Below are 20,723 nucleotides of genomic sequence, written 5' to 3' on the forward strand. Positions count from 1 at the left end.
ACATGATTCACCTGTGAGACGGAATAAACGGCCAAAGCCCTTGGAACAAGGGCTTGAAGCGGGCGGTGTTATCCACCCGCGGGAATAAAAAGCACGCACGACGGTTGGCCCCCCGCCATGCGTGGAGAGCGAACTTTTAAGTGTTAACGCACCGCACGCAGCATGTTGCGCGCGATCACGATCTGCTGAATCTGGGTGGTGCCTTCATAGATACGGAACAGCCGCACATCACGGTAAAACCGCTCGATCCCGTACTCGGACATATAGCCGGCGCCACCGTGAATCTGCACCGCGCGATCCGCCACGCGACCGCACATTTCCGAGGCGTACATCTTGCAGCAAGCGGCCTCGGTGCTGACGTTTTCACCATTATCCCGACGCCTGGCCGCGTCCATCACCATGCATCGGGAGGCATAAATCTCCGCCTTGCTGTCTGCCAGCATTGCCTGCACCAATTGGAATTCACCGATGGCCTGGCCGAACTGCTCGCGCTCGGCGGCGTAACGCAGCGCATCGTCGAGCATCCGTTCCGCCACGCCGACACAGATGGCGGCAATGTGAATCCTTCCCTTATCCAGCACTTTCATGGCGGTCTTGAAACCGACACCGGGCTTGCCGCCAATAATGTTAGCCGCCGGTACCCGGCAGTCCTCGAACACCACGTCACAGGTATGGGCGCCTTTCTGGCCCATCTTGCTGTCCGGTTTGCCCAGGGAAATGCCCGGAGTGCTGGCGTCGACAATAAACGCGGAAATGCCGCCCGCGCCTTTCACATCCGGATCGGTACGAGCCATCAAGGTAAAGATACCGGCCTGGGGCGCGTTGGTGATAAAGCGCTTGGTCCCGTTCACCACATAATGATCACCGTCCTTCACCGCGCTGGTCCGCAGGGAAGCGGCATCGGAACCCGCGCCTGGTTCGGTCAGCGCGAACGACGCCATCACCTCGCCGGTGGCCAGCGATGGCAGCCACCGTTGTTTTTGTTCGTCGGTGCCGTCCATCAGAATGCCCTGGGAACCGATCCCCACGGTGGTGCCGAACAACGAGCGAAATGCCGGTGAGGTGCGCCCCATCTCGAACATCACCAGCACTTCCTCCTCCATGGTCAGACCGAGGCCACCGAATTGTTCCGGGATGGTCAGTCCGAACAGGCCGATGTCCTTCATCTCCCTGACAATGTCCTCGGGAATGGCGTCATGTTCCGCCACCCATTCCTCGTTGGGCACCAGCCGCTCTCGCACAAAGCGACTGATGGTATCCAACAGCGTATTCATGGTTTCCTGATCACGTATCATGCTGGCCTCCCGGCGGCGTCGCCGCCCTGAATAAAGGGCGCCTCACAGCGCCTCGGCAGTACCCAGAATGGCGGTGGACTGGCTGGACAGCGTGCCGCCGTTACCGTGCACGATGGCCGTTCGCGCACCGGCCACCTGGCTATCGCCCGCCTTGCCACGCAACTGACGCACGCCCTCGATGGCGGCGAAAATGCCGTACATTCCCGGGTGGCCCCACGACAGACCGCCACCGTTGGTGTTCACCGGCAGGCTGCCGCCAGGGGCGATGTGCCCATCCTCCACGAAGGCCCCGGCCTCTCCTTTGGCACAGAAGCCCAGGTCCTCCAGGAACAACAAGGTGTTGATGGTGAAGGCGTCGTAGAGCTCCGCCACATCGATATCCTTCGGCCCCATTCCCGCCATGGCGTAGGCGTCACGGCCGGACTGCGTGGCGGCGGTAACGGTAAGATCCGCCATGCTGGAGATTTGCCGATTCCACACCGCCGTGCCCTGGCCCAGCACATACACTGGCGGCTGTGGCAGATCGCGGGCGCGATCCGCGCGCACCAACACATAGGCACCGCCGCCATCGGTAACCAGACAAGCGTCACGCACGGTCAACGGGTCGGAAACCATGCGCGAGTTGAGAACCTCTTCCACGGTGAGTGGATCGCGCATGAACGCATCCGGATTCTTCCGCGCCCATTGACGCGCCGACACCGCCACTTGCGCCAATTGACGACGCGTGGTGCCAAACTCATGCATGTGACGGGAAGCCGCCAGCGCGTACGCGGACATCGGCAGCATCGGTTGATAAGGATGCTCGTAAGGCTGCGGGTCCATCAGCAGGCGGGCCTTGCCGATCTCCTTGCGGCTTAATGTGGAGGTGCGCTGGGCGCTGCCGTAGGCCACCAGTACCGCGTCGCATTGACCGGACTCCAGCGCTTGCATCGCCGGCATCAGGTGTGCAATGAAACTGGAACCGCCGACCATCGTTGCGTCAAGGAAACGGGGCCGGATACCCAGATACTCCACCACCGGCATCGACCACATGGTGGAAGAGGCACTGGCGGTACACAGACCGTCAATGTCCTTCATGGTCAGACCGGCATCGGCCACGGCCAGACGCGCGGCCTGGGCCAGCAGCTCCATGTCGGTATAGCCCGGCGCCTCACCGCAACCAAAGGTAGCCACGCCGGCAATGGCGAACTTGCCGCGCAAATGATTCAGATCTCCGCTCATTGGGCCTCTCCTTCCGCCGCGTCGAATACCAACAGACCCGCACCGTCGTTCACCGCCACCCGGGCTTTCACCGTCATACCGATTTTCACCTCATCCGGCGCCGTGTTTTCAATGCGGCTCATCAACCGGACGTTTTCTTCCAGATCAATCAGAGAAACGTTGTAATCGCCACCGGCCTCGGGCTTGCGCCGCACCGTGGTCACCGCGTAGACAGTGCCTTTGCCGCTGGGTTTGAACCACGACAGATCACCGCTGCCGCAACCCGGGCACAATTCACGCGGAAAGAACACCGCGTCACCACAGTCATTACAGCGCTGGATCTCGAAACGTCCCTGATCCAGGGCCGCCTGATAGATGGCCTGTACACCACCTTCTTGGTTAACCATGTTTGCTCTCCTCGTAATTACCGCCAGCCGTCGGCGACAGGGGCCCGGCGAAACAACCGTCACCCGTTCCCCGCCGCCACCGCATCGCCGCCCTCAAGCAACGACCGCTGTTCATCCTGCAGTTGACGCCAGAGAATCTTGCCAGCGCCTGACTTGGGTAAGGCGTCGACGAATTCCACCCGTCGGGGGGCTTTGTACACCGCCATCTTTTCCCGCGCCCAGTCGATCACCTGCTCTTCGGTGACCTGGCCCCGGTAACGGTCCTTGACGACCAGAATCGCCATGACCACTTCACCGCGACGGCTATCCGGCACGCCGATGACACAGGCCTCCTGAACCGCCGGATGGTCATACATGAAATTTTCCACTTCCGCCGGCCAGACCTTATAGCCGGACACATTGATCATGCGCTTGAGCCGGTCCTTCATGAAGAAGTAACCGTCCTCGTCGATGCAGGCCAGATCGCCGGTACGGAAAAAACGACGCCCATCGCGTTCAACAAAGGCGTCGCGATTGGCCTCGTCATTGTGCCAATACCCTTCCATGACTTGCGGCCCGCTGGTGATCAATTCACCAACTTCTCCTCGTGGCAGCGGCTCCAGGGTTTCCGGATCGACCACCCGGGACTCCACGCCAAAGGTAGGCACCCCCAGACACTGACGTTTGTTACGGTGCACGGGATTGGCGTGCAGGAACGCGGAAGTTTCGGTCAAACCATAGGATTCATTGAACGCGATGCCGTGGTCTTCCTTCAGGGTGCGCGACACCGCTTCCGGCATCGCCGCACCGCCGCCGAAAATCAGACTCAGGCGCGACAAGTCGTAGTCGGCGATATCCGGCTTGGCGAAAAAGTCGATGATCATCGCCGGCGGCGCGCCCCATACACTGACACCCCAGCGGTCGATCAGCCGCGCCGCCATGTCGCGGTCCCAGCGCGGCAGAATCACCGTGGTGGCCCCGAGCAGAATCGGCATGTTCATGCCGCTTTGCAGCCCCAGCATGTGAAACATCGGCGCCACTGACAGAAACACGGATTCGGCATTGAGCGCGCGCCACAACGACGAAGAATAAATGGCGTATCCCAGAGTACGGTGAGTGTGAATGCAGCCCTTTGGATGACCGGTGGTACCGGAGGTGTAAGGCAGAACACACATCTGGTCGGCGTCGAAGGCCGCCGGCATCGGGATCTGCTCCGTGGCCAGGGCATCGGCCCAGGTCACCACCGCCGGATCCGTTACTTGTTCCTGCGCCACCGCGATCCAGCCAGGAACCAGCGGATCTTGCGGATCGCTCAGGTAATCCCGGTACTGATGCAGAATCACCCGGGTAACCAGACCGCTGTCCACACAGGGACGCAGATTGCCATAGAGGTCGGCGGCGCAGAACGCCAGACGGGCGCCGCTATTTTCGAAATAGTAGGCCAGTTCCTCGTGGGTGCTCATGGCGTTTACCGGCACCACCGCCGCTCCCAGCGACATCACCGCATAGAAGGCCACGGTGAACTGCGGGCAGTTCTGAGTGTAGAGCAATACGCGATCGCCCTTGGCGACGCCGCACTCCTGTTGCAGATAGCCGGCCATGCGCCGGACATCCCGCTCCAGATCGTGATAGCTCAGCTCACCGTTATAAAACACCAGTGCCGGACGCTCGGGGTAACGCTGGGCGGAGATGCGCAGGTTATCCACCAGAGTGGTTCGCGGAGCGCGAATCCGCTCAGGCAACCCCTTCGGGTAGAAGGCCAGATGAGGTGATGTCATCGATCCACTCCCATCATTGATCCATGGAACGGGCGATGATTTCCTTCATGATCTCGTTGGCACCGCCATAGATCTTGCCGACCCGGGCATCGGTGTACATTCGTGAGATCGGGTACTCTTCCATATAGCCGTAGCCGCCGTGCAGCTGCAGGCATTCATCGATGATCTGGCAGTTTAATTGCGTGGTCCACCACTTCGCCATGGCGGCGGTGGGCACGTCCAGCTCTCCACGCAGGACCTTGTGGACACAGTCATCAACGAAACAACGGGCCACCGTTGCCTGGGTCTGACACTCCGCCAATTTGAAGCGGGTGTTTTGCATATCCATAAGACGCTGGCCGAACACCTTGCGATCCTTCACATAAGCCGTGGTCTCATCGATGGCCTTCTGCATGGTGGCCACCGCGCCCACGGCGATGAACATGCGCTCGCGCGGCAGTTGCTCCATCAATTGCACGAAGCCCTTGCCCTCGGCGCCGCCCAGAACATTTTCCGCTGGCACGCGCACGTCATCGAAAAACAACTCAGCGGTGTCCTGCCCTTTCTGGCCGATTTTTTCCAGGATGCGTCCCCGGCGGAAGCCGCTGACTTTTTCCGTCTCCACCATCACCAACGAAATACCCCGGCTGCCCTTTGCCTGCGTGTCGGTTTTCGCCACCACGCAGATCAACTCAGCGTGATAACCGTTGGTGATAAAGGTCTTGGACCCATTGATGACATACTCGTCACCGTCCCGAACCGCGGTGGTGCGTACCGCCTGCAAATCGGAACCGGCTCCCGGCTCGCTCATGGCAATGGCGGCGACTCGTTGTCCACTGGCCAATTGCGGCAGCCATTTCTTGCGCTGCTCCTCGGTGCCGTAGTTGAGAATATAGTGAGAGACAATGCCGCTGTGCACGCTGATGCTGAAGCTGCTCACCTGGGCACGAGCCTGCTCCATGCAAATAACCGCCTCATGAGCAAAAGTGCCACCACCACCGCCGTACTCGGAAGGAATGCTGGCGCACAGCAAACCCAGCTCTCCGAGCTTCGGCCAGACCTCACGATCCGGATGGCGCTGCTTGCGCCATTTTTCCTCCTGGGGAATGAATTCACGCTCGAAGATTTTCCGCACGGAATCCTGGAAAATGGTCAGATCGTCATCGATCCAGGCGGACTGCCACTGTGTCATTGATATTCTCCTCGGCAGGGGGCGGCGCGCATGTCACCGAAAAACCGTCTTGCCGTTGGCTGTTTTTGTTGTGCTCAGAATGCCCAACGGTCGCGACACGACCAATGGCCATCACCATCAAAACCATTGGCCATTTCGTTCCCCTGAATGCTCACACAAGGGCTCCGGCGATGGATTTGGCCAAGTCTTTTCATCATTGCATGTTCAGATAGGGGCGGGCCGCTCTCAGCCGGGTATAGCGGTACTCTCCCGGCGGCAGGCCAGTCCATTTCTTGAACGCGCGATGAAAGGTGCTGAGCTCGGAAAATCCCAATTTGGATGCCACGTCCACCAGATTCAGATCCGGACGCGACAGATACTCGATCGCCGCGTCACAACGCAGGTTGTCCTTCAGTCCCTGATAGCACTGCCCTTCATCACGCAGGCGCCGGCGCACCGTTTGTGGTGTCATCCCCAGCACCGACCCGACCTCTTCCAAGGTTGGCAATCCGGAACTCAGATGGCGCCGAAGCAAACGCCGGATCCGCTCACTACAAGAGGTTTCGTCCCTATAACGCACCAGCAAATTGGCCGGCGCCTGGCGCAGGAACGAGGTCAGACTCAGGCGGTTCTGCACCACCGGTAATTCCAGCCAGCGCGATTCGAAAGTAAAGCCGAAGCAGTTGTCGTTGGCTTTCAGGGGCGCATCGAAGATCAGATGAATACGATTGCTTTTGCCATCACCCATGTCCTGGTAGCTGACCTGTTGCAAGGGAATCCGGCGTGCCGCCAGCCAGGAAGACACGCCCCAGGTGAAGAACATGAACATCCGTTTGGCGTAACTGAGGCAGCCCGGTTCGCCGGCCTGGTCGCGGACGCAGACGTGAGCGGTTTCACCTTTCACCACCAGTCGCGGCACGAAGTCCTTCAGCAGCAGGTGATAGAATGTGAAACCACGCCGCAGCGCATCCCCCAGGGTCTCGCACTGAATCAGGTCCTGACACATGTGGGCGAAAGCGCCCAACGGGACCGGATGGCTGCACAGGCCGAAAAACTCATCACGAAGATCCCGCCGCAGCAGATACATCAATCGCGCGTACTGGTCCTGGGACACCCGGGACAAGGGTGATTTCAGCAAACGCACCGGGATCCCCGCGCGTTGCATCACCGGCTCCGGGTCCAGGCCGTGTCGGCACGCGCCCGCCAGCATTTGCTCCACATGATGAATGGAAATGGTATGACTGGTGGTCATCGCCGAGCCGTCAAACCGGATATTCATCACTGTCCTCCGCGGTGGAACCAGACCGGGCCGGTCCACCATTGGTATTTGTTGTTAGCGCCTGCCTTGCTTGGCCGAATCCGACACTGACGGGGAGCCGCCGGCGCGTCTCTGTACTTTTCCGCCAAACCCGCCGTGATCAGGAAACGGCAAGCTCGCTTTTCTGTTGCGCGATCAATGTATACTGTATACCGTATACAAAATCAAATCGGTTCCACCGCCCAATGCGCTCCCGTCACAGGACCCGCAGGCGGTTCGATTTCTTTTTATATGCCTGTTCATACCTATATGCGGAGCCTGCGCATGGCCTTGGATAACGCGAACAATTGGCTGGGCAAGGAGCAGGTCCAGGACGATAGCCTGGATCTTCACGCTCTCGCCCGGGTCACCGCCACACTTGGCGGTACTACCCTGAATACCGGAGATCCCCTTCCCTGTCTGTGGCAATGGGCGTTCTTTCAACCGGTTTCCGGCATGGACACTCTGGGGCCCGACGGCCATCCCCTCCCCGGCGATTTCCTGCCGCCGATTCGTGACTGCCAACGCATGTGGGCCGGCGGAGAAGTGCGTTTCAACAACCCGCTGCGTGCCGGTGTGCCGGCACAACGACACAGCCGAATCGAGGACATCAAGGAAAAGCACGGCCGCAGTGGTTCACTGACCTTCATCACCGTACGGCACCGCTACCTTCAGGACGGTGAGGAGAAAGTGAGCGAACGGCAGGACATTGTTTACCGTGAACCGGTCCCGCTGAAAGCCTCCAGCGGCGAGCCGATGCCGGAACTGCAGTGGGCCGAGACCATTGAGCCGGAAGCCACCCTGCTGTTCCGCTATTCCGCGGTGACGTTCAATTCCCACCGCATCCATTACGACTGGCCCTACACCACCGGTGAGGAGGGTTATCCAGGGTTGGTGGTTCATGGCCCCCTGATCGCCACGCTGGTAATGCGCGCGTTTCATCAGGCCAACCCGGACAAGATCGCCAGGGTATTCCGCTACCGGGGCATGCGCCCGTTGATCGCCCCTGAACCCTTTCAGGTCGGCGGTGTTATTGAGTCCCCCGGGGTTGCCCGGGTCATGGCCGGCAACGAACAGGGCCAGGCCCATGCCGGTGAAGTTGAGTTCGAGGAGATCGGTTAATGATTCAGTACGATAAAGAAGCCCTGGACGCCATTCGTGATGGTGTACGCGGCCTGTGCGCCGGGTTCGACGACGCCTATTGGCGTGGCGTCGATGAACGCCAGGATTTTCCAGAGGAGTTCGTCACCGCGCTGACCCAGGCCGGATGGCTGGCGGCGATGATTCCGGAGGAGTATGGCGGTTCCGGCCTGGGTCTGGCGGAAGCCTCGGTGATTCTGGAAGAAGTAAATCGCTGCGGCGGCAACTCCGGCACCGTGCATGGTCAGATGTACAACATGTTCACGCTGCTGCGTAACGGTTCCGCCGAACAGAAAGATCATTATCTGCCGCGCATCGCCCGCGGCGAGCTGCGCCTGCAATCCATGGGCGTCACCGAACCGACCACCGGCACCGACACCACCAAGATCAAAACCACCGCTGTGCGCAAGGGCGATCGCTACGTGATCAATGGTCAGAAGGTGTGGATATCCCGCATCCAGCATTCCGACCTGATGATCCTGCTGGCACGCACCACTCCACTGGATCAGGTAAAGAAGAAAACCGACGGCATGTCCATCTTCCTGGTGGACTTGCATCAGGCCATCGGCAATGGCATGACGGTTCAACCGATCGCCAACATGGTGCATCACGTTACCAATGAGCTGTTCTTCGACAATCTGGAAATTCCCGCTGACGCCTTGATCGGTGAGGAAGGCAAAGGGTTCCGCTACATTCTTGATGGCCTCAATGCCGAGCGCACGTTGATCGCCGCCGAGTGCATCGGCGACGGCCGCTGGTTCATCGACAAGGCCAGCCGCTATGCCCGCGACCGGGAAGTGTTCGGTCGCCCGATCGGCAAAAACCAGGGCATTCAATTCCCGATCGCCGAAGCGCACATCGAAGTGGAAGCCGCCGACCTGATGCGCTGGCGGGCCTGCGAGCAATACGATTCCGGCCTCAACGCCGGCGCCGCCGCCAACATGGCCAAATACCTGGCCGCCAAGGCGTCCTGGGAAGCCGCCAACGTGTGCTTGCAAACCCATGGCGGCTTCGGCTTCGCCTGCGAATACGACGTGGAGCGGAAGTTCCGTGAAACCCGCCTGTATCAGGTGGCGCCGATTTCCACCAACCTGATTCTCTCTTACGTGGCCGAGCATCTGCTCGAACTGCCGCGCTCATTCTAAACACACGGTCTTTGCAAGGAGCGAACATGAGCGACGCAACCCGGGCCCTGGCCTCGTTTCTCGCCGAACTACGCTATGAGGATCTGCCGGAAGCGGTGGTGGCCCGCGCCGAGGATCTGTTCCTCGACTGGCTCGCGTCCCTGATCGCTGGCGGCGGTCAGCATCCGATCCCTCTGTTCGCCGGTTATGCGCGGCGCATGGGGCCTGCTTCCGGTCCTGCCCAGAACCTGGTGGACGGCACCGACACTTCCGCGTACTTCGCCGCGCTGGTCAACGGCGCCGCGTCTCATGTGGTGGAACAGGATGATCTGCACAACAGTTCGGTACTACACCCGGCCACCGTGGTGTTCCCCGCCGCCCTGGCCATGGCTCAGGAACAGGGCAAAAGCGGCCGCGACCTGATCGTTGCCTCGGTGGCCGGCTACGAGGCAGGCATTCGCATCGGCGAATTCCTGGGGCGCTCCCACTACCGTATTTTCCATACCACCGGCACCGTCGGCACACTGGCGGCGCCGGAAAAATTCTGGAACTGGACCAGGACGGGTTCATCAATCTTCTCGGCAGCGCGGGCACCCAGGCCTCGGGCCTATGGGAATTCCTGCGCGACGCCGCCGACTCCAAACAACTGCACACCGCCAAGGCAGCGGCGGACGGCGTGCTGGCCGCCTGTCTCACCGCCGACGGGCTGACCGGAGCACGCAATATCCTTGAAGGCGATCAGGGGCTTGCCGCCGGCTTTTCCCGGGATGCCGATGCCCGTTTTCTCAATGACCGCCTCGGAGAGCGCTGGGCGCTGGCGGAAACCTCGTTCAAGTTCCACGCCTCCTGCCGCCATACTCACCCGGCGGCGGATGCCCTGCTGGCGGTGATGCGGGAACACGATCTCAAGGCGAACGACATCGAATCCGTCACCGCCCGGGTACACCAGGGCGCCATCGATGTGCTCGGCCGCGTGGACGTTCCCGCCACCATCCACCAGGCCAAGTTTTCCATGGGAACGGTGCTTGGCCTGATTGCGTTGCACGGCCACGCCGGGCTTACGGAGTTCCACCGGATTCCGCTGGACGATGCCGCGGTCGCAGCCTTTCGTGACAAGGTCACGATGCAGTTGGATGCGGAAGTGGATGGGGCCTATCCGGCGCGCTGGCTCGGCCGGGTGGATGTGGTCACCCGGGATGGCCGCACCCTGCATGGCAGTATCGATGAGCCCAAAGGCGACCCTGGCAACACCCTCAGCCGGCCGGAACTGGAAGATAAATTCCGCCGACTGGCGCGTTTCGCCGGTGGCCTTTCCGAGGACGCCATGGGCACCGCCATCGAACGGGTCTGGACGCTGCACGACGCCGACAGCGTTACCCCTTTGATCTGAACCATGAGGATGCGGAATACACGCCGCATCCCGAGGCAGCTGGCCGGCTTCGCCAGAGCCAGCGCCCATTGCAGCTAGCTGTAGGAGCAACAAGAATGAGTATTGCCGCTTCTCCCCGGCCCCTGGACGGTATCACCGTGGTCAGTCTGGAACATGCCATCGCCGCGCCATTCTGCACCCGCCAACTGGCGGACATGGGCGCACGGGTGATCAAAGTGGAGCGTCCCGGCGTCGGTGATTTTGCCCGTGGCTATGATGAGCGGGTCCATGGTCTGGCTTCCCACTTTGTCTGGACCAACCGTTCCAAGGAAAGCCTCACGCTGGACCTGAAGCACGATACCGCCACGCCGGTATTGGAGCGCCTGCTTGAGCAGGCCGACGTCCTGGTGCAGAACCTGGCTCCCGGCGCCGCCGCCCGCCTTGGCCTGTCGTTCGAAGCACTCCATGAGCGCTTCCCCAAACTGATCGTCTGCGACATCTCCGGTTACGGCGAAGGCGGCCCTTACCAGGATAAAAAAGCCTACGATCTTTTGATCCAGAGCGAGGGCGGTTTTCTGTCCGTCACCGGCACCCCGGACGACATGGCCAAGGCCGGTTGTTCCATCGCCGACATTTCCGCCGGTATGTACGCTTACACTCATATTCTCAACGCCCTGCTGCTGCGTCAGAACACCGGTAAGGGCAGTCGCATCGACGTTTCCATGTTGGAGAGCCTGGTGGAATGGATGAACTATCCGCTCTACTACGCCTTCGAAGGCGCTGAACCACCGCCGCGCACCGGCGCCGCCCACGCCACCATCTACCCTTATGGTCCATTCGACACTGGCGATGGTGGCACCGTGATGCTGGGGCTGCAGAATGAACGAGAATGGCGAGTATTCTGCGAGCAGGTCCTGCTGCAAACGGAACTGGCCGACGATGAACGTTTCGCTTCCAACTCTCAGCGAGTGCATAACCGGGCCGCGCTGAAATCGCTGATCCTCGGGGTGTTCGCGGAACTGGACGCGGAGGAAGTAATCCGCCGCCTGGACCAGGCCCGCATCGCCAACGCCCACGTCAACGACATGCACGGCGTCTGGCATCATCCGCAACTGGCCGCCCGACAACGCTGGACCGAGATCGGCAGTCCCAAGGGGCCCTTGCCGGCATTGCTTCCTCCCGGAGCCAGCAATGCATTCCAGCCGCGTATGGACGCCGTCCCGGACCTGGGCGAACACAGCGCGGCCATCCTCACCGAACTCGGTTACGGTGACGCCGATATTCAACAGTTCCAACAAACGGGAGTGATTTGAATGGCCTCGAGAGCGTCCCGCGATGCCCGCACCATGCTGTTCGTGCCCGCCACCCGCCTTGAGCGGGTGGCCAAAGCTCAGGCCAGCGGCGCGGACCTGGTGATCATCGATCTTGAAGACGCCGTGGCGGAAACGGATAAAGCCGAGGCACGCCGCGCCCTGGCCGATTTCCTCGAACATGCCTCGGCCCCCTTGTTCGTGCGTACGAACGGCGCCGGTACGGACCACTTCGAGGCGGATCTTGCCCTGTGTTCCCACGCCGACGCGGTAACGGGAATCATGCTGCCGAAAGCCGAAAACGCCGAGGATGTTCAGCGCGCCCGCGTTGACGGCAAAGCACTGTGGCCGTTGGTGGAGAGCGTGCGCGGCGTGAGCAACATTCCAAGCATCGCCACCTGCGACGGCATTGAACGTCTCACTTTCGGCGCCCTGGATCTGAGTCTGGATCTGGGTGCCGAAGCCGGCAGCGACGGCGCTGTCACCGTCCTGGACCAATGCCGCGCGCAGCTGATTCTACACAGCCGCCTTAATCGTCTTGCCGGCCCGGTTGAAAGCGTGGAGCCGGATTTCCGCAACACGGAAAAGGTCGCGGCGGTGGCGCTGCGGGCGGCACAAATGGGGTTCACCGGGATGCTTTGCATCCATCCCGGGCAGATCGAACCGGTACGGCGGGCGTTTTCTCCCACCGATGAACAACTGGCATGGGCCCGCCGGGTGGTGAACGGCGTCGCCGAGCACGGCGCCACCTTCCAGTTGGACGGGCAGATGGTGGATGAACCGGTGATTCAACGGGCCCGCCGCTTGATCGCCGCTGCGGAATAAAATCATCAAGGCGTCCGATCTGTGGGAGCTTGTTTGCAAGCGAATCTTGGGGCCCGGAAGCCCATTCGCTTGCAAGCAAGCTCCCACAGCGGCGTTGTAGTGACCTCCTAAGTTTATTTCTCCTCTTCACCAGCTCCCCTCCGCCAGAACAACAGCTTCGTCGCTTCCGACGATGCCGCCCCCTACCGAGACACTGCTACTCTGTTGACTCTTAACCGGGCTGACTCATAACCAGAACAGCGGTGGGTGCGGAATGAAGGACTGGCAATCGCTCGTCGATCTGCGGGCACTGAACACCTGGATGGAACGGCAAGGTCTGGGCAAAGGCGAGATCGAGAATCCGCAACCGCTGGCCGGCGGCACCCAGAACTTACTGCTACGCTTCCAACGCGACGGCAACGACTATGTGCTGCGCCGCCCTCCCCGTCATTTGCGTGCCAACTCCAACGACACCATGCGCCGGGAAATGCGCCTGCTCGCGGCCCTGGCCGACACCAAGGTGCCTCATCCGCGCCTGCTGGCGGCCTGCCCCGAGGAAGACGTCATCGGCGTTGCGTTCTATTTGATGGAACCCATCGACGGTTTTAACGCCACCTGCGACTTTCCGGAATCCCACGGTGCCAGCGCCGATTGGGTTCACCGCATGGGGCTGTCCCTGGTGGAAGGGATTACCGCGCTCGGCGCGGTGGACTATGAACAGGTGGGATTAACCGGTTTCGGCAAGCCCGAAGGCTTTCTCGAACGCCAGGTACCGCGTTGGCGCGCGCAACTGGAGAGCTATCGGGCGTTTGCGGAATGGCCAGGCCCCGGTGGCATTCCCGGCGTGGATCGCGTTGCCCAATGGCTTGAGCATCATCGACCCGCCACTTTCGAACCGGGCATCCTTCATGGTGACTACCATCTGGCCAACGTGCTGTATCGCCACGATTCGCCGGAACTGGCCGCCATCGTCGATTGGGAACTGACCACCATCGGCGACCCGCTTATGGATCTGGGCTGGCTGCTGGCCACCACGCCGGATCATCTGGATCTGCGGATCAATCAGGAAAACGATCCACTGGGCAAGGCTTTTCCCGATCGCGAAACCATGATCGATCACTATCGGGTCCACAGTGATCGCGACCTTGGTCATATTGAATGGTATGGCGTACTGGCCTGCTACAAGCTCGGTCTGATTCTGGAAGGCACCTACGCCCGCGCCTGCGCCGGCAAGGCACCGGTGGAAACCGGCGAGCGTCTGCACGCCCGCACCATAACGCTGTTCGAACGCGCCCTCGGCTGGATCGCCTGACTCTCACCTGACCCGGAAACCCGGTTTCCAGACGCATTAAGGAGCATGATATGAACGACCTGGATTTCAGCGGCAAAACCGTTCTGGTGGTGGGCGGCTCCAGCGGCATTGGTAATGGTATAGCCCAGGCGTTCCGCCAGCGCGGCGCCGACGTTCACATCTGGGGCAGCCGGGCCAACGCCAGCGATTATTCCAGTGACGAAGGGTCCGACCTCAGCGGTTTGAGTTACGCGCGGGTGGACGTCTCCGATATGGACGCCATCGAACAGCACCGCGCCGGATTTTCAAGACTGGACGTGCTGATTCAATGCCAGGGCACGGTGGTCTATCGCCGTGGCGAATTCGAGCGGGCTGGCTGGGATAAAGTGATCGCGGTCAATCTCGACAGCCTGCGCGCCTGTGCCGTGAAGTTTCACCCGCTGCTTCAGGAAAGCCGTGGAAGCATGATTGTGGTCAGCTCCACCGCCGCCTTCCACGCCACCCGGGGTAACCCCGCCTATAACGCGTCCAAGGCCGGCGCCGTGGCACTGGTGCGCACGTTGGGGGAAGCCTGGGCTTCGGACGGCATTTCCGTGAATGGCATCGCGCCGGGTCTGGTGGCCACCAAACTGACCACCGTGACCACCGAAAATCCCAAGCGTCTGGAGGCCTCCCTGGCCAACATTCCCGCCGGTCGCCTCGGTACTCCGGCGGACATGGCCGGCGCCGCGTTGTTTCTGGCTTCGCCTCTGGCCGACTACATTCGCGGCCAGACCCTGGTGGTGGACGGCGGGCTGATCCTGTCCTGACGAACGGGACCCGCTTTTCCCAATGGCTTTTCCCGAAAAAAAAGGGCGTTTCTTATGAATTTCGACCACTCCGAACAAACCCTGGAATTGCTGGCGCGATTGCAACGCTTCATGGACACCCATATCGCTCCGCGGGAACAAGAGCAGCATGACTGGGTCACCGACCCCGCCAGGGTCTGGCAACCCTGGCCCGGTCTCGAAGAGCTGAAGGAAAAAGCGCGTTCCGAAGGTCTTTGGAATCTGTTCCTGCCAAGGGAGTACGGTGATCTCAGCCCCGGACTCAGTAATCTGGAATACGCGCCGCTGTGCGAAATCATGGGGCGAATCCCCTGGTCCGCCGAGGTGTTCAATTGTTCCGCTCCAGATACCGGCAATATGGAAGTGCTGGCCAAATACGGCAACGCCGAACAACAAGAGCAATGGCTCAAGCCGCTGATGAACGGAGAAATTCGTTCCGCCTATCTGATGACGGAGCCGCAGGTGGCCTCCTCCGACGCCACCAACATCGAAACCGAGATCAAGGCCGATGGTGATGACTACATCATCAACGGCCGCAAGTGGTGGATCTCCGGCATCATGGATCCGCGCTGTAAAGTGCTGCTGTTGATGGGTAAAACAGACCCCAACGCCCCCCGCCACCAACAACAATCCACCGTGATCATTCCCCGTGACACGCCGGGAATTCACATCGTCCGGAATCTGACGGTGTTCGGCAGTCTCAATTCACCAGGCGGTGAAGCGGAGCTGCGCCTGGAGAATGTGCGCATTCCCAAACGCAATCTGATTCTGGGCGAAGGGCGTGGCTTCGAAATCGCCCAGGGCCGGCTCGGCCCGGGCCGCATTCATCACTGTATGCGCTCCATCGGCCAGGCTCAGCGCAGCCTCGAAATCATGGCCCGCCGGGTGGAGAACCGCGTGGCGTTCGGGCGTAAACTGTCCGAGCAAAGCAGTATTCGCCAGGACATCGCCCGTTCATTCTGTGATATCGAGCAGGCCCGGCTGCTGACACTCAAAGCCGCCGACCGCATGGACAAGTACGGCAACAAGGACGCCAAGGATCTGATCGCGGCAATCAAGGTGGTCGCGCCACAGATGGCGCAGAATGTGACCGACCGCGCCATCCAGGCCCACGGCGGCATGGGGGTCAGCGACGACACTCCGATCGCGCACTTCTTTACTCTGAATCGCTTCGTGCGCATCGCCGACGGCCCCGATGAGGTGCACATGTCGCAACTGGGAAAAATGAAGATTCAGGAATACAACGATTAACCCTCTAGGGCCTGCTCACAGCGGGAACGGTGCCGCCTGCACCGTTCCCGGTTTCATCATTGAAATAAACCAGCATGCGCAGATGATGATGTTCATCCACGATCAGCATCTCGTGCCGTAATGATTGCACCCGGCCGCCCTTTCCTGCCAGGCGGCTGATGCCACGTTGATACCCCTGCCGATCCGGCTCCGCCCACCAATTCCGGAATGACTCCGACAGCCGTCGCATTTCATCGACGAACGCCAGCATGGTCGGATCCTCCGGCGCCACCGCCAGATCGCAGCGAAAGTTCGCCAGCAACCTTCGCGCATCATGCTCCCAATCCGGCATTCGCCCGCGCAGGCCGGCGTCACGAAACACCAGCCGCAACAGATTGCGTTCCGCGTCGGCGCGGTCACTCAACCTGAACCAACGGTCGGCGGCCCCGTTCCAAGCCACCAGATCCCAACGCAAATTCATTACGTAGGCGGGACAAGGGTCAAGTTGGTCCAGAACGGCTTGTGTCAGTGGCGAAACACCGGAGGCCTGGCGGGCCTCATAGGTCGGCGGCCGTTGCTGTGCCAGCAGAAACAAATGACAGCACTCCTCGTCATCCAGCTTCAACACCCGGGACAGACTCAACAGAAAGGTTTCCGAAACATTGATGTCCCTGCCTTGCTCGAACCAGGTGTACCAGGTAATACCAACACCGGCGAGGGCCGCCACCTCCTCCCGACGCAAGCCGGGGGTGCGCCGGCGAGACCCGGAAGGCAACCCCACTTCCGCCGGGGTCACACGTTCGCGGCGTTGCCGCACGAACTCAGAAAGCTCGTGACGGGTACGGTTCAATGACTTTACCGGGCTCATCCTGTTAGTCCTGCTAATAGCATAAATGCTTAAATTGTACGGTTAGTGAATCATCCCAAAAATAGCGCTTCTTTCACAGGAGAAGCGAGATGACCTCTTACCGCGAACACCTGGTCCCTTCATCATCGACGGACCGCGCCGGTCCACGTCAATGGGCCGGCCTTGCTGTTCTGGCGTTGCCAACGCTGCTATTGGGCCTGGACGTGACGTTACTGTATCTGGCTTTCCCCGCGCTGGCCGCGGAGCTGAAACCGGATAGTACCCAGGCGCTGTGGATCATGGACATCTACGGCTTCTTTATCAGTGGCTTCCTGATCACCATGGGCACCCTCGGCGATCGTATCGGACGCCGTAAACTGCTAATGCTGGGCGCCGGCGGTTTCGCCCTGGCCTCGGTGCTCGCCGCCTTCTCCACCACCGCCACTCAGTTGATCGTGGCACGAGCACTGCTCGGGTTTACCGGCGCCGCTCTGATGCCCTCCACACTGGCGCTCATCAGCAACTTGTTTCGCGATCCACCACAGCGGGCACTGGCGATCGGGATCTGGGCCACCATGTTCGCCCTCGGCATGGCCGCCGGCCCGCTGGTAGGCGGCGTGTTGCTGGATCATTTCTGGTGGGGGTCGGCTTTTCTGGTGGCTTTGCCGGTGGTGGCGATTCTGTGGTTGAGTGCGCCCTGGTTGCTACCCGAATACCGCGACGAGGCCAGCGGGCGTCTGGACCTGGGCAGCGTGGTTCTGTCCCTTGTGGCGCTACTACCGCTGATCTACGGCGTTAAGCAGTTCGCCAGACATGGCCTGGATTGGACGGCGCTCATCGCACTGTTGATCGGTGCCCTCGGCGTGATTCTGTTCATCAAACGACAGCACCGCCTGGCGGACCCCTTACTGGATCTGAGTCTGTTTCGCAGCCGCTCGTTCACCGCCGCCCTGCTGATCCTGCTGGTGGGTTTGATGGGCGTCGGCGGAGCCATGCTGCTGGTTACTCAGTACCTGCAGTTGGTCAGCGGCCTGACTCCCCGGGTTGCCGGCGCCTGGATGGGACCGCCGGCCCTGGCCATGCTGGTGGCGGCGATCAGCGCACCACTGCTTGCTCGGCGTTTTCCGGTCGGACAGATAGTGGCCGGGGCATTGCTGCTCTCGGTGCTTGGGTATCTGACGCTGGCCGGGGTGGACGCGGAAGCGCGAACAATCCAGGTCGTCAGTGGCTTCGCCCTGGTCTATCTGGGGCTGGGCGCCATCGCCGCGCTCGGTACTGATCTGGTGGTGGCCGCGGCCCCGGCGGACAAAGCAGGCTCCGCGGCCTCTTTGTCGGAGACGGTACAGGAGTTGGGGGTGGCCTTGGGCGTCGCCATGCTGGGCAGTCTCAGCAGTGGACTCTATCGCATCGGGGCGGCCGAACACTTCGCCGGGACGGCTTCGGCAGCGGTCAAGGAAAGCCTGTGGCAGGCGGTATCGAGCGCGGACCGGCTTCCAGCGGGCGTGCTCGATCAGGCGCGGGACATTTTCACCCAAGGACTCAACCTCACTGCCCTGATCACCGCCGTGGGCATCGGCGTTCTCGCCATGGTGCCGATAATCGCGCTGCGCGGCGGACGTTGATCGATCGTGGCGGATGTGGCCCGGCGCCGCCGTGCCACATCCGCAAGAGCCTGTCAGGTCAGTTGGAACAATTTCACATCCGGGCGTCCCGCCAGCAGATCCTTGAGACCGCCACCAAGCCCCTTCATATTTTCGCGGTGTGCTTCCAGCGCCGCCTGATCCGTATATTGCTCATAAATCATCACCACATCCTTGTCGTCCAGGGACTGGTGAACATTATAAGCGTGGTTGCCTTCTTCCTTGCGCACTTCCGCCGCGATCTTATTCATTTCGGCGGCCAGTGCGTCCCCTTTGCCCGCCTGCGCCTGCAGCACAGCTACGATTCCAAGCATGTTGTTTTCCTTACGTTGTAAATGATTAACCATCGGCATGCTGGCACAAGCGCTGGGCGGACGAGAGCTCCTGACACTATTGGTTACGTTTTCTGTCCAGAAGGACACCAGCCCAGCCACTGGCAATCAGTGTCCGGCTCCTTCCCTCAAGACGCTGAAGACGGCTTTCCGGCGGCGGCCTTGCGCCGGCGAGGCGCCTTGCTGGCCGCCGAGGACTTCGCCTTGGCTTTCTTTTTCGCTGGTACGGTTTCGTTCACCTTGACTTCACTGGCGGAGGCTTCGGCCGCGGCTGCCTCTTCCGGCAGCGCCTCGATCTTGCGCAGAGCCTGCTCCAATCGCTCCAGCAACTCATAAGCCTCATCTTGCGGCAGCATCCTGCGACAGGCGGTAATGCCAAATTCGAGCTGCCCTGCATAGCTGTGCAAGGTGATATTCAAACCGCTACCGTGGTAGGGAATCGAAACAGGGTAATAATGCTGCATTCTTGCCCCCGCGATATACAGCGGCATCGGCGGTCCAGGCACGTTGGAGATCAGCACATTGCCCACCGCCGGCATCTGGTTGAGCAGGCGGCTGCGCCCGATCAACGATGCCAGGCCGGTCATGAACCAGGGCGCGCCCATTACCGGCAGGTCCACGGCGAGCACTTCCTTTAATTCCCTGACCACCGATTTGCCGGCCTCGGACGAATCATGTATCGCATGGAACCGTTCTCTCAGGTCTTCAATATCGGTGGCAAGGTCCACACGAATCATGGTCACCTGATTATTCATGGTATCGTCGTCGGCGGATCTGAGACTGGCCGGGACCATGGCGACCAGGGACTCTTTGGGCAGCAGGCCCCGGTCCTTGAGAAAGCCACGCAAAGCTTCGCTGCACATGGTCATGATAACGGTGTTGATGGTCCCACCGGCCCGCTTGCCCAGAGCCTTGACCTCGCCCATCGACAATGTCATTCGCGCGAAGGAACGCTGATTGGTAATCGATTCATTAAAAATAGTGCGCGGCGCCATCCCGAGATTGAGCGGGCGCTCTCCGGATCTCATCGATTGGCTGGCCATGATATTGGCGGCCTTGCCCCACAGATTAGCGGTAACCGGCATCATACCCGCGAGCTTCCGGTACTGGTGTGCCGTATTGGTAAAACCAGCCCGCAGCAGTTCAGCGAAACCCAATTGGTAAGCACCGCCACGGGAACGACGAGGCGGTATCACCTTGCGGATTTCCTCCGTGGTGTCATAAAGCACCTTGGCAAATTCCATCCCCGCCTTACCATCGATTCCGCTGTGGTGAAGCTTGGCATAGATGCCGACCTGCCCTGATTCCAGGCCGTCAATCACATAGATTTCCCATAAGGGGCGGCTGCGATCGAGCAGCATGGAGTGCAAACGACCGATCAGCTGATCGAACTCCTGCATGGTTCCCGGCTTTCGAACCGTCATATGGCGGATGTGGTAATCCAGATCAATGTCGTGATCCTCGATCCACACCGGCTCGGCCAGTTCAAAAGGCATGGGCGCCAGTTTGCGTGTCAGCACACCCGACAAGTGCATCCGGTCGCCGACCAGCTTCTTGACTTTGTTATAGAAATCCGTGATGTCGCCCTCTGGGGCGTCGACCAAGGCCAGACTTGCCACGTGCATTGGCGTTTCAGGGGTTTCCAGATGCAAGAACGAGGCATCAATACTGCTGAGATGTTCCATGCTGTTATCTCCCGGAAG

At 60.8% G+C, this 20,723-nt stretch carries 18 protein-coding genes and 1 pseudogene; 10 read left to right on the forward strand and 9 right to left on the reverse strand.

Features of this window, described 5'->3' with window-relative positions; genetic code table 11:
- Positions 1-143: 143 nt before the first annotated feature.
- The 6 genes from A6D6_RS15160 to A6D6_RS15185 form a co-directional block, all read right to left on the reverse strand.
- Positions 144-1,295 (reverse strand): acyl-CoA dehydrogenase family protein, encoded by a 1,152-nt coding sequence (locus A6D6_RS15160; RefSeq protein ID WP_133490728.1) that lies wholly within the window; start codon positions 1,293-1,295, stop codon positions 144-146.
- Positions 1,296-1,337: 42 nt separating this feature from the next.
- Positions 1,338-2,516 carry a thiolase family protein gene (locus tag A6D6_RS15165; RefSeq protein ID WP_133490727.1) on the reverse strand — a complete coding sequence of 393 codons (1,179 nt, stop codon included), beginning with the start codon at positions 2,514-2,516 and terminating at the stop codon, positions 1,338-1,340.
- Positions 2,513-2,902 carry a Zn-ribbon domain-containing OB-fold protein gene (locus tag A6D6_RS15170; protein ID WP_133490726.1) on the reverse strand — a complete coding sequence of 130 codons (390 nt, stop codon included), beginning with the start codon at positions 2,900-2,902 and terminating at the stop codon, positions 2,513-2,515. The genes A6D6_RS15165 and A6D6_RS15170 overlap by 4 nt, the downstream gene beginning before the upstream one ends.
- Before the next feature lie 59 nt (positions 2,903-2,961).
- Entirely contained in the window at positions 2,962-4,659 is a 1,698-nt protein-coding gene (locus tag A6D6_RS15175; RefSeq protein ID WP_159661184.1) for a long-chain-fatty-acid--CoA ligase, read from the reverse strand.
- Between the two features lie 13 nt (positions 4,660-4,672).
- On the reverse strand, positions 4,673-5,830 hold the full coding sequence (locus A6D6_RS15180) for an acyl-CoA dehydrogenase family protein (protein ID WP_133490724.1): 1,158 nt from the start codon (positions 5,828-5,830) through the stop codon (positions 4,673-4,675).
- Positions 5,831-6,023: 193 nt separating this feature from the next.
- Positions 6,024-7,088 carry an AraC family transcriptional regulator gene (locus tag A6D6_RS15185; protein WP_133490723.1) on the reverse strand — a complete coding sequence of 355 codons (1,065 nt, stop codon included), beginning with the start codon at positions 7,086-7,088 and terminating at the stop codon, positions 6,024-6,026.
- 303 nt (positions 7,089-7,391) lie between these two features.
- On the opposite strand from A6D6_RS15185, the gene A6D6_RS15190 reads away from it, so the two are divergent.
- From A6D6_RS15190 to A6D6_RS15225, 9 genes and pseudogenes are all read left to right on the forward strand, one after another.
- Positions 7,392-8,228 (forward strand): HTD2 family dehydratase, encoded by an 837-nt coding sequence (locus tag A6D6_RS15190; RefSeq protein WP_133490722.1) that lies wholly within the window; start codon positions 7,392-7,394, stop codon positions 8,226-8,228.
- Positions 8,228-9,391 carry an acyl-CoA dehydrogenase family protein gene (locus tag A6D6_RS15195; protein ID WP_201303804.1) on the forward strand — a complete coding sequence of 388 codons (1,164 nt, stop codon included), beginning with the start codon at positions 8,228-8,230 and terminating at the stop codon, positions 9,389-9,391. The genes A6D6_RS15190 and A6D6_RS15195 overlap by 1 nt, the downstream gene beginning before the upstream one ends.
- Positions 9,392-9,417: 26 nt before the next feature.
- A pseudogene (locus A6D6_RS21905) lies at positions 9,418-10,094 on the forward strand (MmgE/PrpD family protein); the annotation flags it as partial.
- 165 nt (positions 10,095-10,259) lie between these two features.
- Positions 10,260-10,760, forward strand: a complete 501-nt coding sequence (locus A6D6_RS21910) for an MmgE/PrpD family protein (protein ID WP_236564122.1) — start codon at positions 10,260-10,262, stop codon at positions 10,758-10,760.
- 95 nt (positions 10,761-10,855) lie between these two features.
- Positions 10,856-12,052, forward strand: a complete 1,197-nt coding sequence (locus tag A6D6_RS15205; RefSeq protein ID WP_133490720.1) for a CaiB/BaiF CoA transferase family protein — start codon at positions 10,856-10,858, stop codon at positions 12,050-12,052.
- Complete coding sequence (locus A6D6_RS15210; RefSeq protein WP_159661185.1) at positions 12,053-12,874, forward strand: HpcH/HpaI aldolase/citrate lyase family protein; 822 nt, start codon at positions 12,053-12,055, stop codon at positions 12,872-12,874. It abuts the gene before it with no gap.
- A gap of 253 nt (positions 12,875-13,127) precedes the next feature.
- Complete coding sequence (locus A6D6_RS15215; protein ID WP_133490718.1) at positions 13,128-14,165, forward strand: phosphotransferase family protein; 1,038 nt, start codon at positions 13,128-13,130, stop codon at positions 14,163-14,165.
- Positions 14,166-14,215: 50 nt separating this feature from the next.
- Positions 14,216-14,953, forward strand: a complete 738-nt coding sequence (locus tag A6D6_RS15220; protein WP_133490717.1) for an SDR family NAD(P)-dependent oxidoreductase — start codon at positions 14,216-14,218, stop codon at positions 14,951-14,953.
- A 54-nt stretch (positions 14,954-15,007) separates the two neighbouring features.
- Positions 15,008-16,222, forward strand: a complete 1,215-nt coding sequence (locus A6D6_RS15225) for an acyl-CoA dehydrogenase family protein (protein WP_133490716.1) — start codon at positions 15,008-15,010, stop codon at positions 16,220-16,222.
- 4 nt (positions 16,223-16,226) lie between these two features.
- On the opposite strand, the gene A6D6_RS15230 is transcribed toward A6D6_RS15225, so the two are convergent.
- Complete coding sequence (locus tag A6D6_RS15230) at positions 16,227-17,069, reverse strand: helix-turn-helix transcriptional regulator (protein ID WP_159661186.1); 843 nt, start codon at positions 17,067-17,069, stop codon at positions 16,227-16,229.
- Between the two features lie 89 nt (positions 17,070-17,158).
- Here A6D6_RS15230 and A6D6_RS15235 point away from each other — a divergent pair, with 89 nt between their 5' ends.
- Positions 17,159-18,670 carry an MFS transporter gene (locus A6D6_RS15235; protein WP_133490714.1) on the forward strand — a complete coding sequence of 504 codons (1,512 nt, stop codon included), beginning with the start codon at positions 17,159-17,161 and terminating at the stop codon, positions 18,668-18,670.
- Positions 18,671-18,723: 53 nt separating this feature from the next.
- On the opposite strand, the gene A6D6_RS15240 is transcribed toward A6D6_RS15235, so the two are convergent.
- Entirely contained in the window at positions 18,724-19,041 is a 318-nt protein-coding gene (locus A6D6_RS15240) for a putative quinol monooxygenase (protein ID WP_236564117.1), read from the reverse strand.
- A 107-nt stretch (positions 19,042-19,148) separates the two neighbouring features.
- Complete coding sequence (locus tag A6D6_RS15245; protein WP_159661187.1) at positions 19,149-20,705, reverse strand: WS/DGAT/MGAT family O-acyltransferase; 1,557 nt, start codon at positions 20,703-20,705, stop codon at positions 19,149-19,151.
- Positions 20,706-20,723 lie beyond the last annotated feature (18 nt).

It is taken from the genome of Alcanivorax xiamenensis (assembly GCF_009846745.1).
GTDB lineage: Bacteria > Pseudomonadota > Gammaproteobacteria > Pseudomonadales > Alcanivoracaceae > Alloalcanivorax > Alloalcanivorax xiamenensis.

Excerpts from the sequence above, each read along its gene's own strand:
- A6D6_RS15185 (WP_133490723.1), bottom strand. The coding sequence starts at position 7,088 with ATGAATATCCGGTTTGACGGCTCGGCGATGACCACCAGTCATACCATT.
- A6D6_RS15190 (WP_133490722.1), top strand. The coding sequence starts at position 7,392 with ATGGCCTTGGATAACGCGAACAATTGGCTGGGCAAGGAGCAGGTCCAG.
- A6D6_RS15220 (WP_133490717.1), top strand. The coding sequence starts at position 14,216 with ATGAACGACCTGGATTTCAGCGGCAAAACCGTTCTGGTGGTGGGCGGC.
- A6D6_RS15165 (WP_133490727.1), bottom strand. The coding sequence starts at position 2,516 with ATGAGCGGAGATCTGAATCATTTGCGCGGCAAGTTCGCCATTGCCGGC.
- A6D6_RS15235 (WP_133490714.1), top strand. The coding sequence starts at position 17,159 with ATGACCTCTTACCGCGAACACCTGGTCCCTTCATCATCGACGGACCGC.
- A6D6_RS15180 (WP_133490724.1), bottom strand. The coding sequence starts at position 5,830 with ATGACACAGTGGCAGTCCGCCTGGATCGATGACGATCTGACCATTTTC.
- A6D6_RS21910 (WP_236564122.1), top strand. The coding sequence starts at position 10,260 with ATGCGGGAACACGATCTCAAGGCGAACGACATCGAATCCGTCACCGCC.
- A6D6_RS15195 (WP_201303804.1), top strand. The coding sequence starts at position 8,228 with ATGATTCAGTACGATAAAGAAGCCCTGGACGCCATTCGTGATGGTGTA.
- A6D6_RS15210 (WP_159661185.1), top strand. The coding sequence starts at position 12,053 with ATGGCCTCGAGAGCGTCCCGCGATGCCCGCACCATGCTGTTCGTGCCC.
- A6D6_RS15215 (WP_133490718.1), top strand. The coding sequence starts at position 13,128 with ATGAAGGACTGGCAATCGCTCGTCGATCTGCGGGCACTGAACACCTGG.
- A6D6_RS15205 (WP_133490720.1), top strand. The coding sequence starts at position 10,856 with ATGAGTATTGCCGCTTCTCCCCGGCCCCTGGACGGTATCACCGTGGTC.
- A6D6_RS15170 (WP_133490726.1), bottom strand. The coding sequence starts at position 2,902 with ATGGTTAACCAAGAAGGTGGTGTACAGGCCATCTATCAGGCGGCCCTG.
- A6D6_RS15240 (WP_236564117.1), bottom strand. The coding sequence starts at position 19,041 with ATGCCGATGGTTAATCATTTACAACGTAAGGAAAACAACATGCTTGGA.
- A6D6_RS15230 (WP_159661186.1), bottom strand. The coding sequence starts at position 17,069 with ATGAGCCCGGTAAAGTCATTGAACCGTACCCGTCACGAGCTTTCTGAG.
- A6D6_RS15245 (WP_159661187.1), bottom strand. The coding sequence starts at position 20,705 with ATGGAACATCTCAGCAGTATTGATGCCTCGTTCTTGCATCTGGAAACC.
- A6D6_RS15175 (WP_159661184.1), bottom strand. The coding sequence starts at position 4,659 with ATGACATCACCTCATCTGGCCTTCTACCCGAAGGGGTTGCCTGAGCGG.
- A6D6_RS15160 (WP_133490728.1), bottom strand. The coding sequence starts at position 1,295 with ATGATACGTGATCAGGAAACCATGAATACGCTGTTGGATACCATCAGT.
- A6D6_RS15225 (WP_133490716.1), top strand. The coding sequence starts at position 15,008 with ATGAATTTCGACCACTCCGAACAAACCCTGGAATTGCTGGCGCGATTG.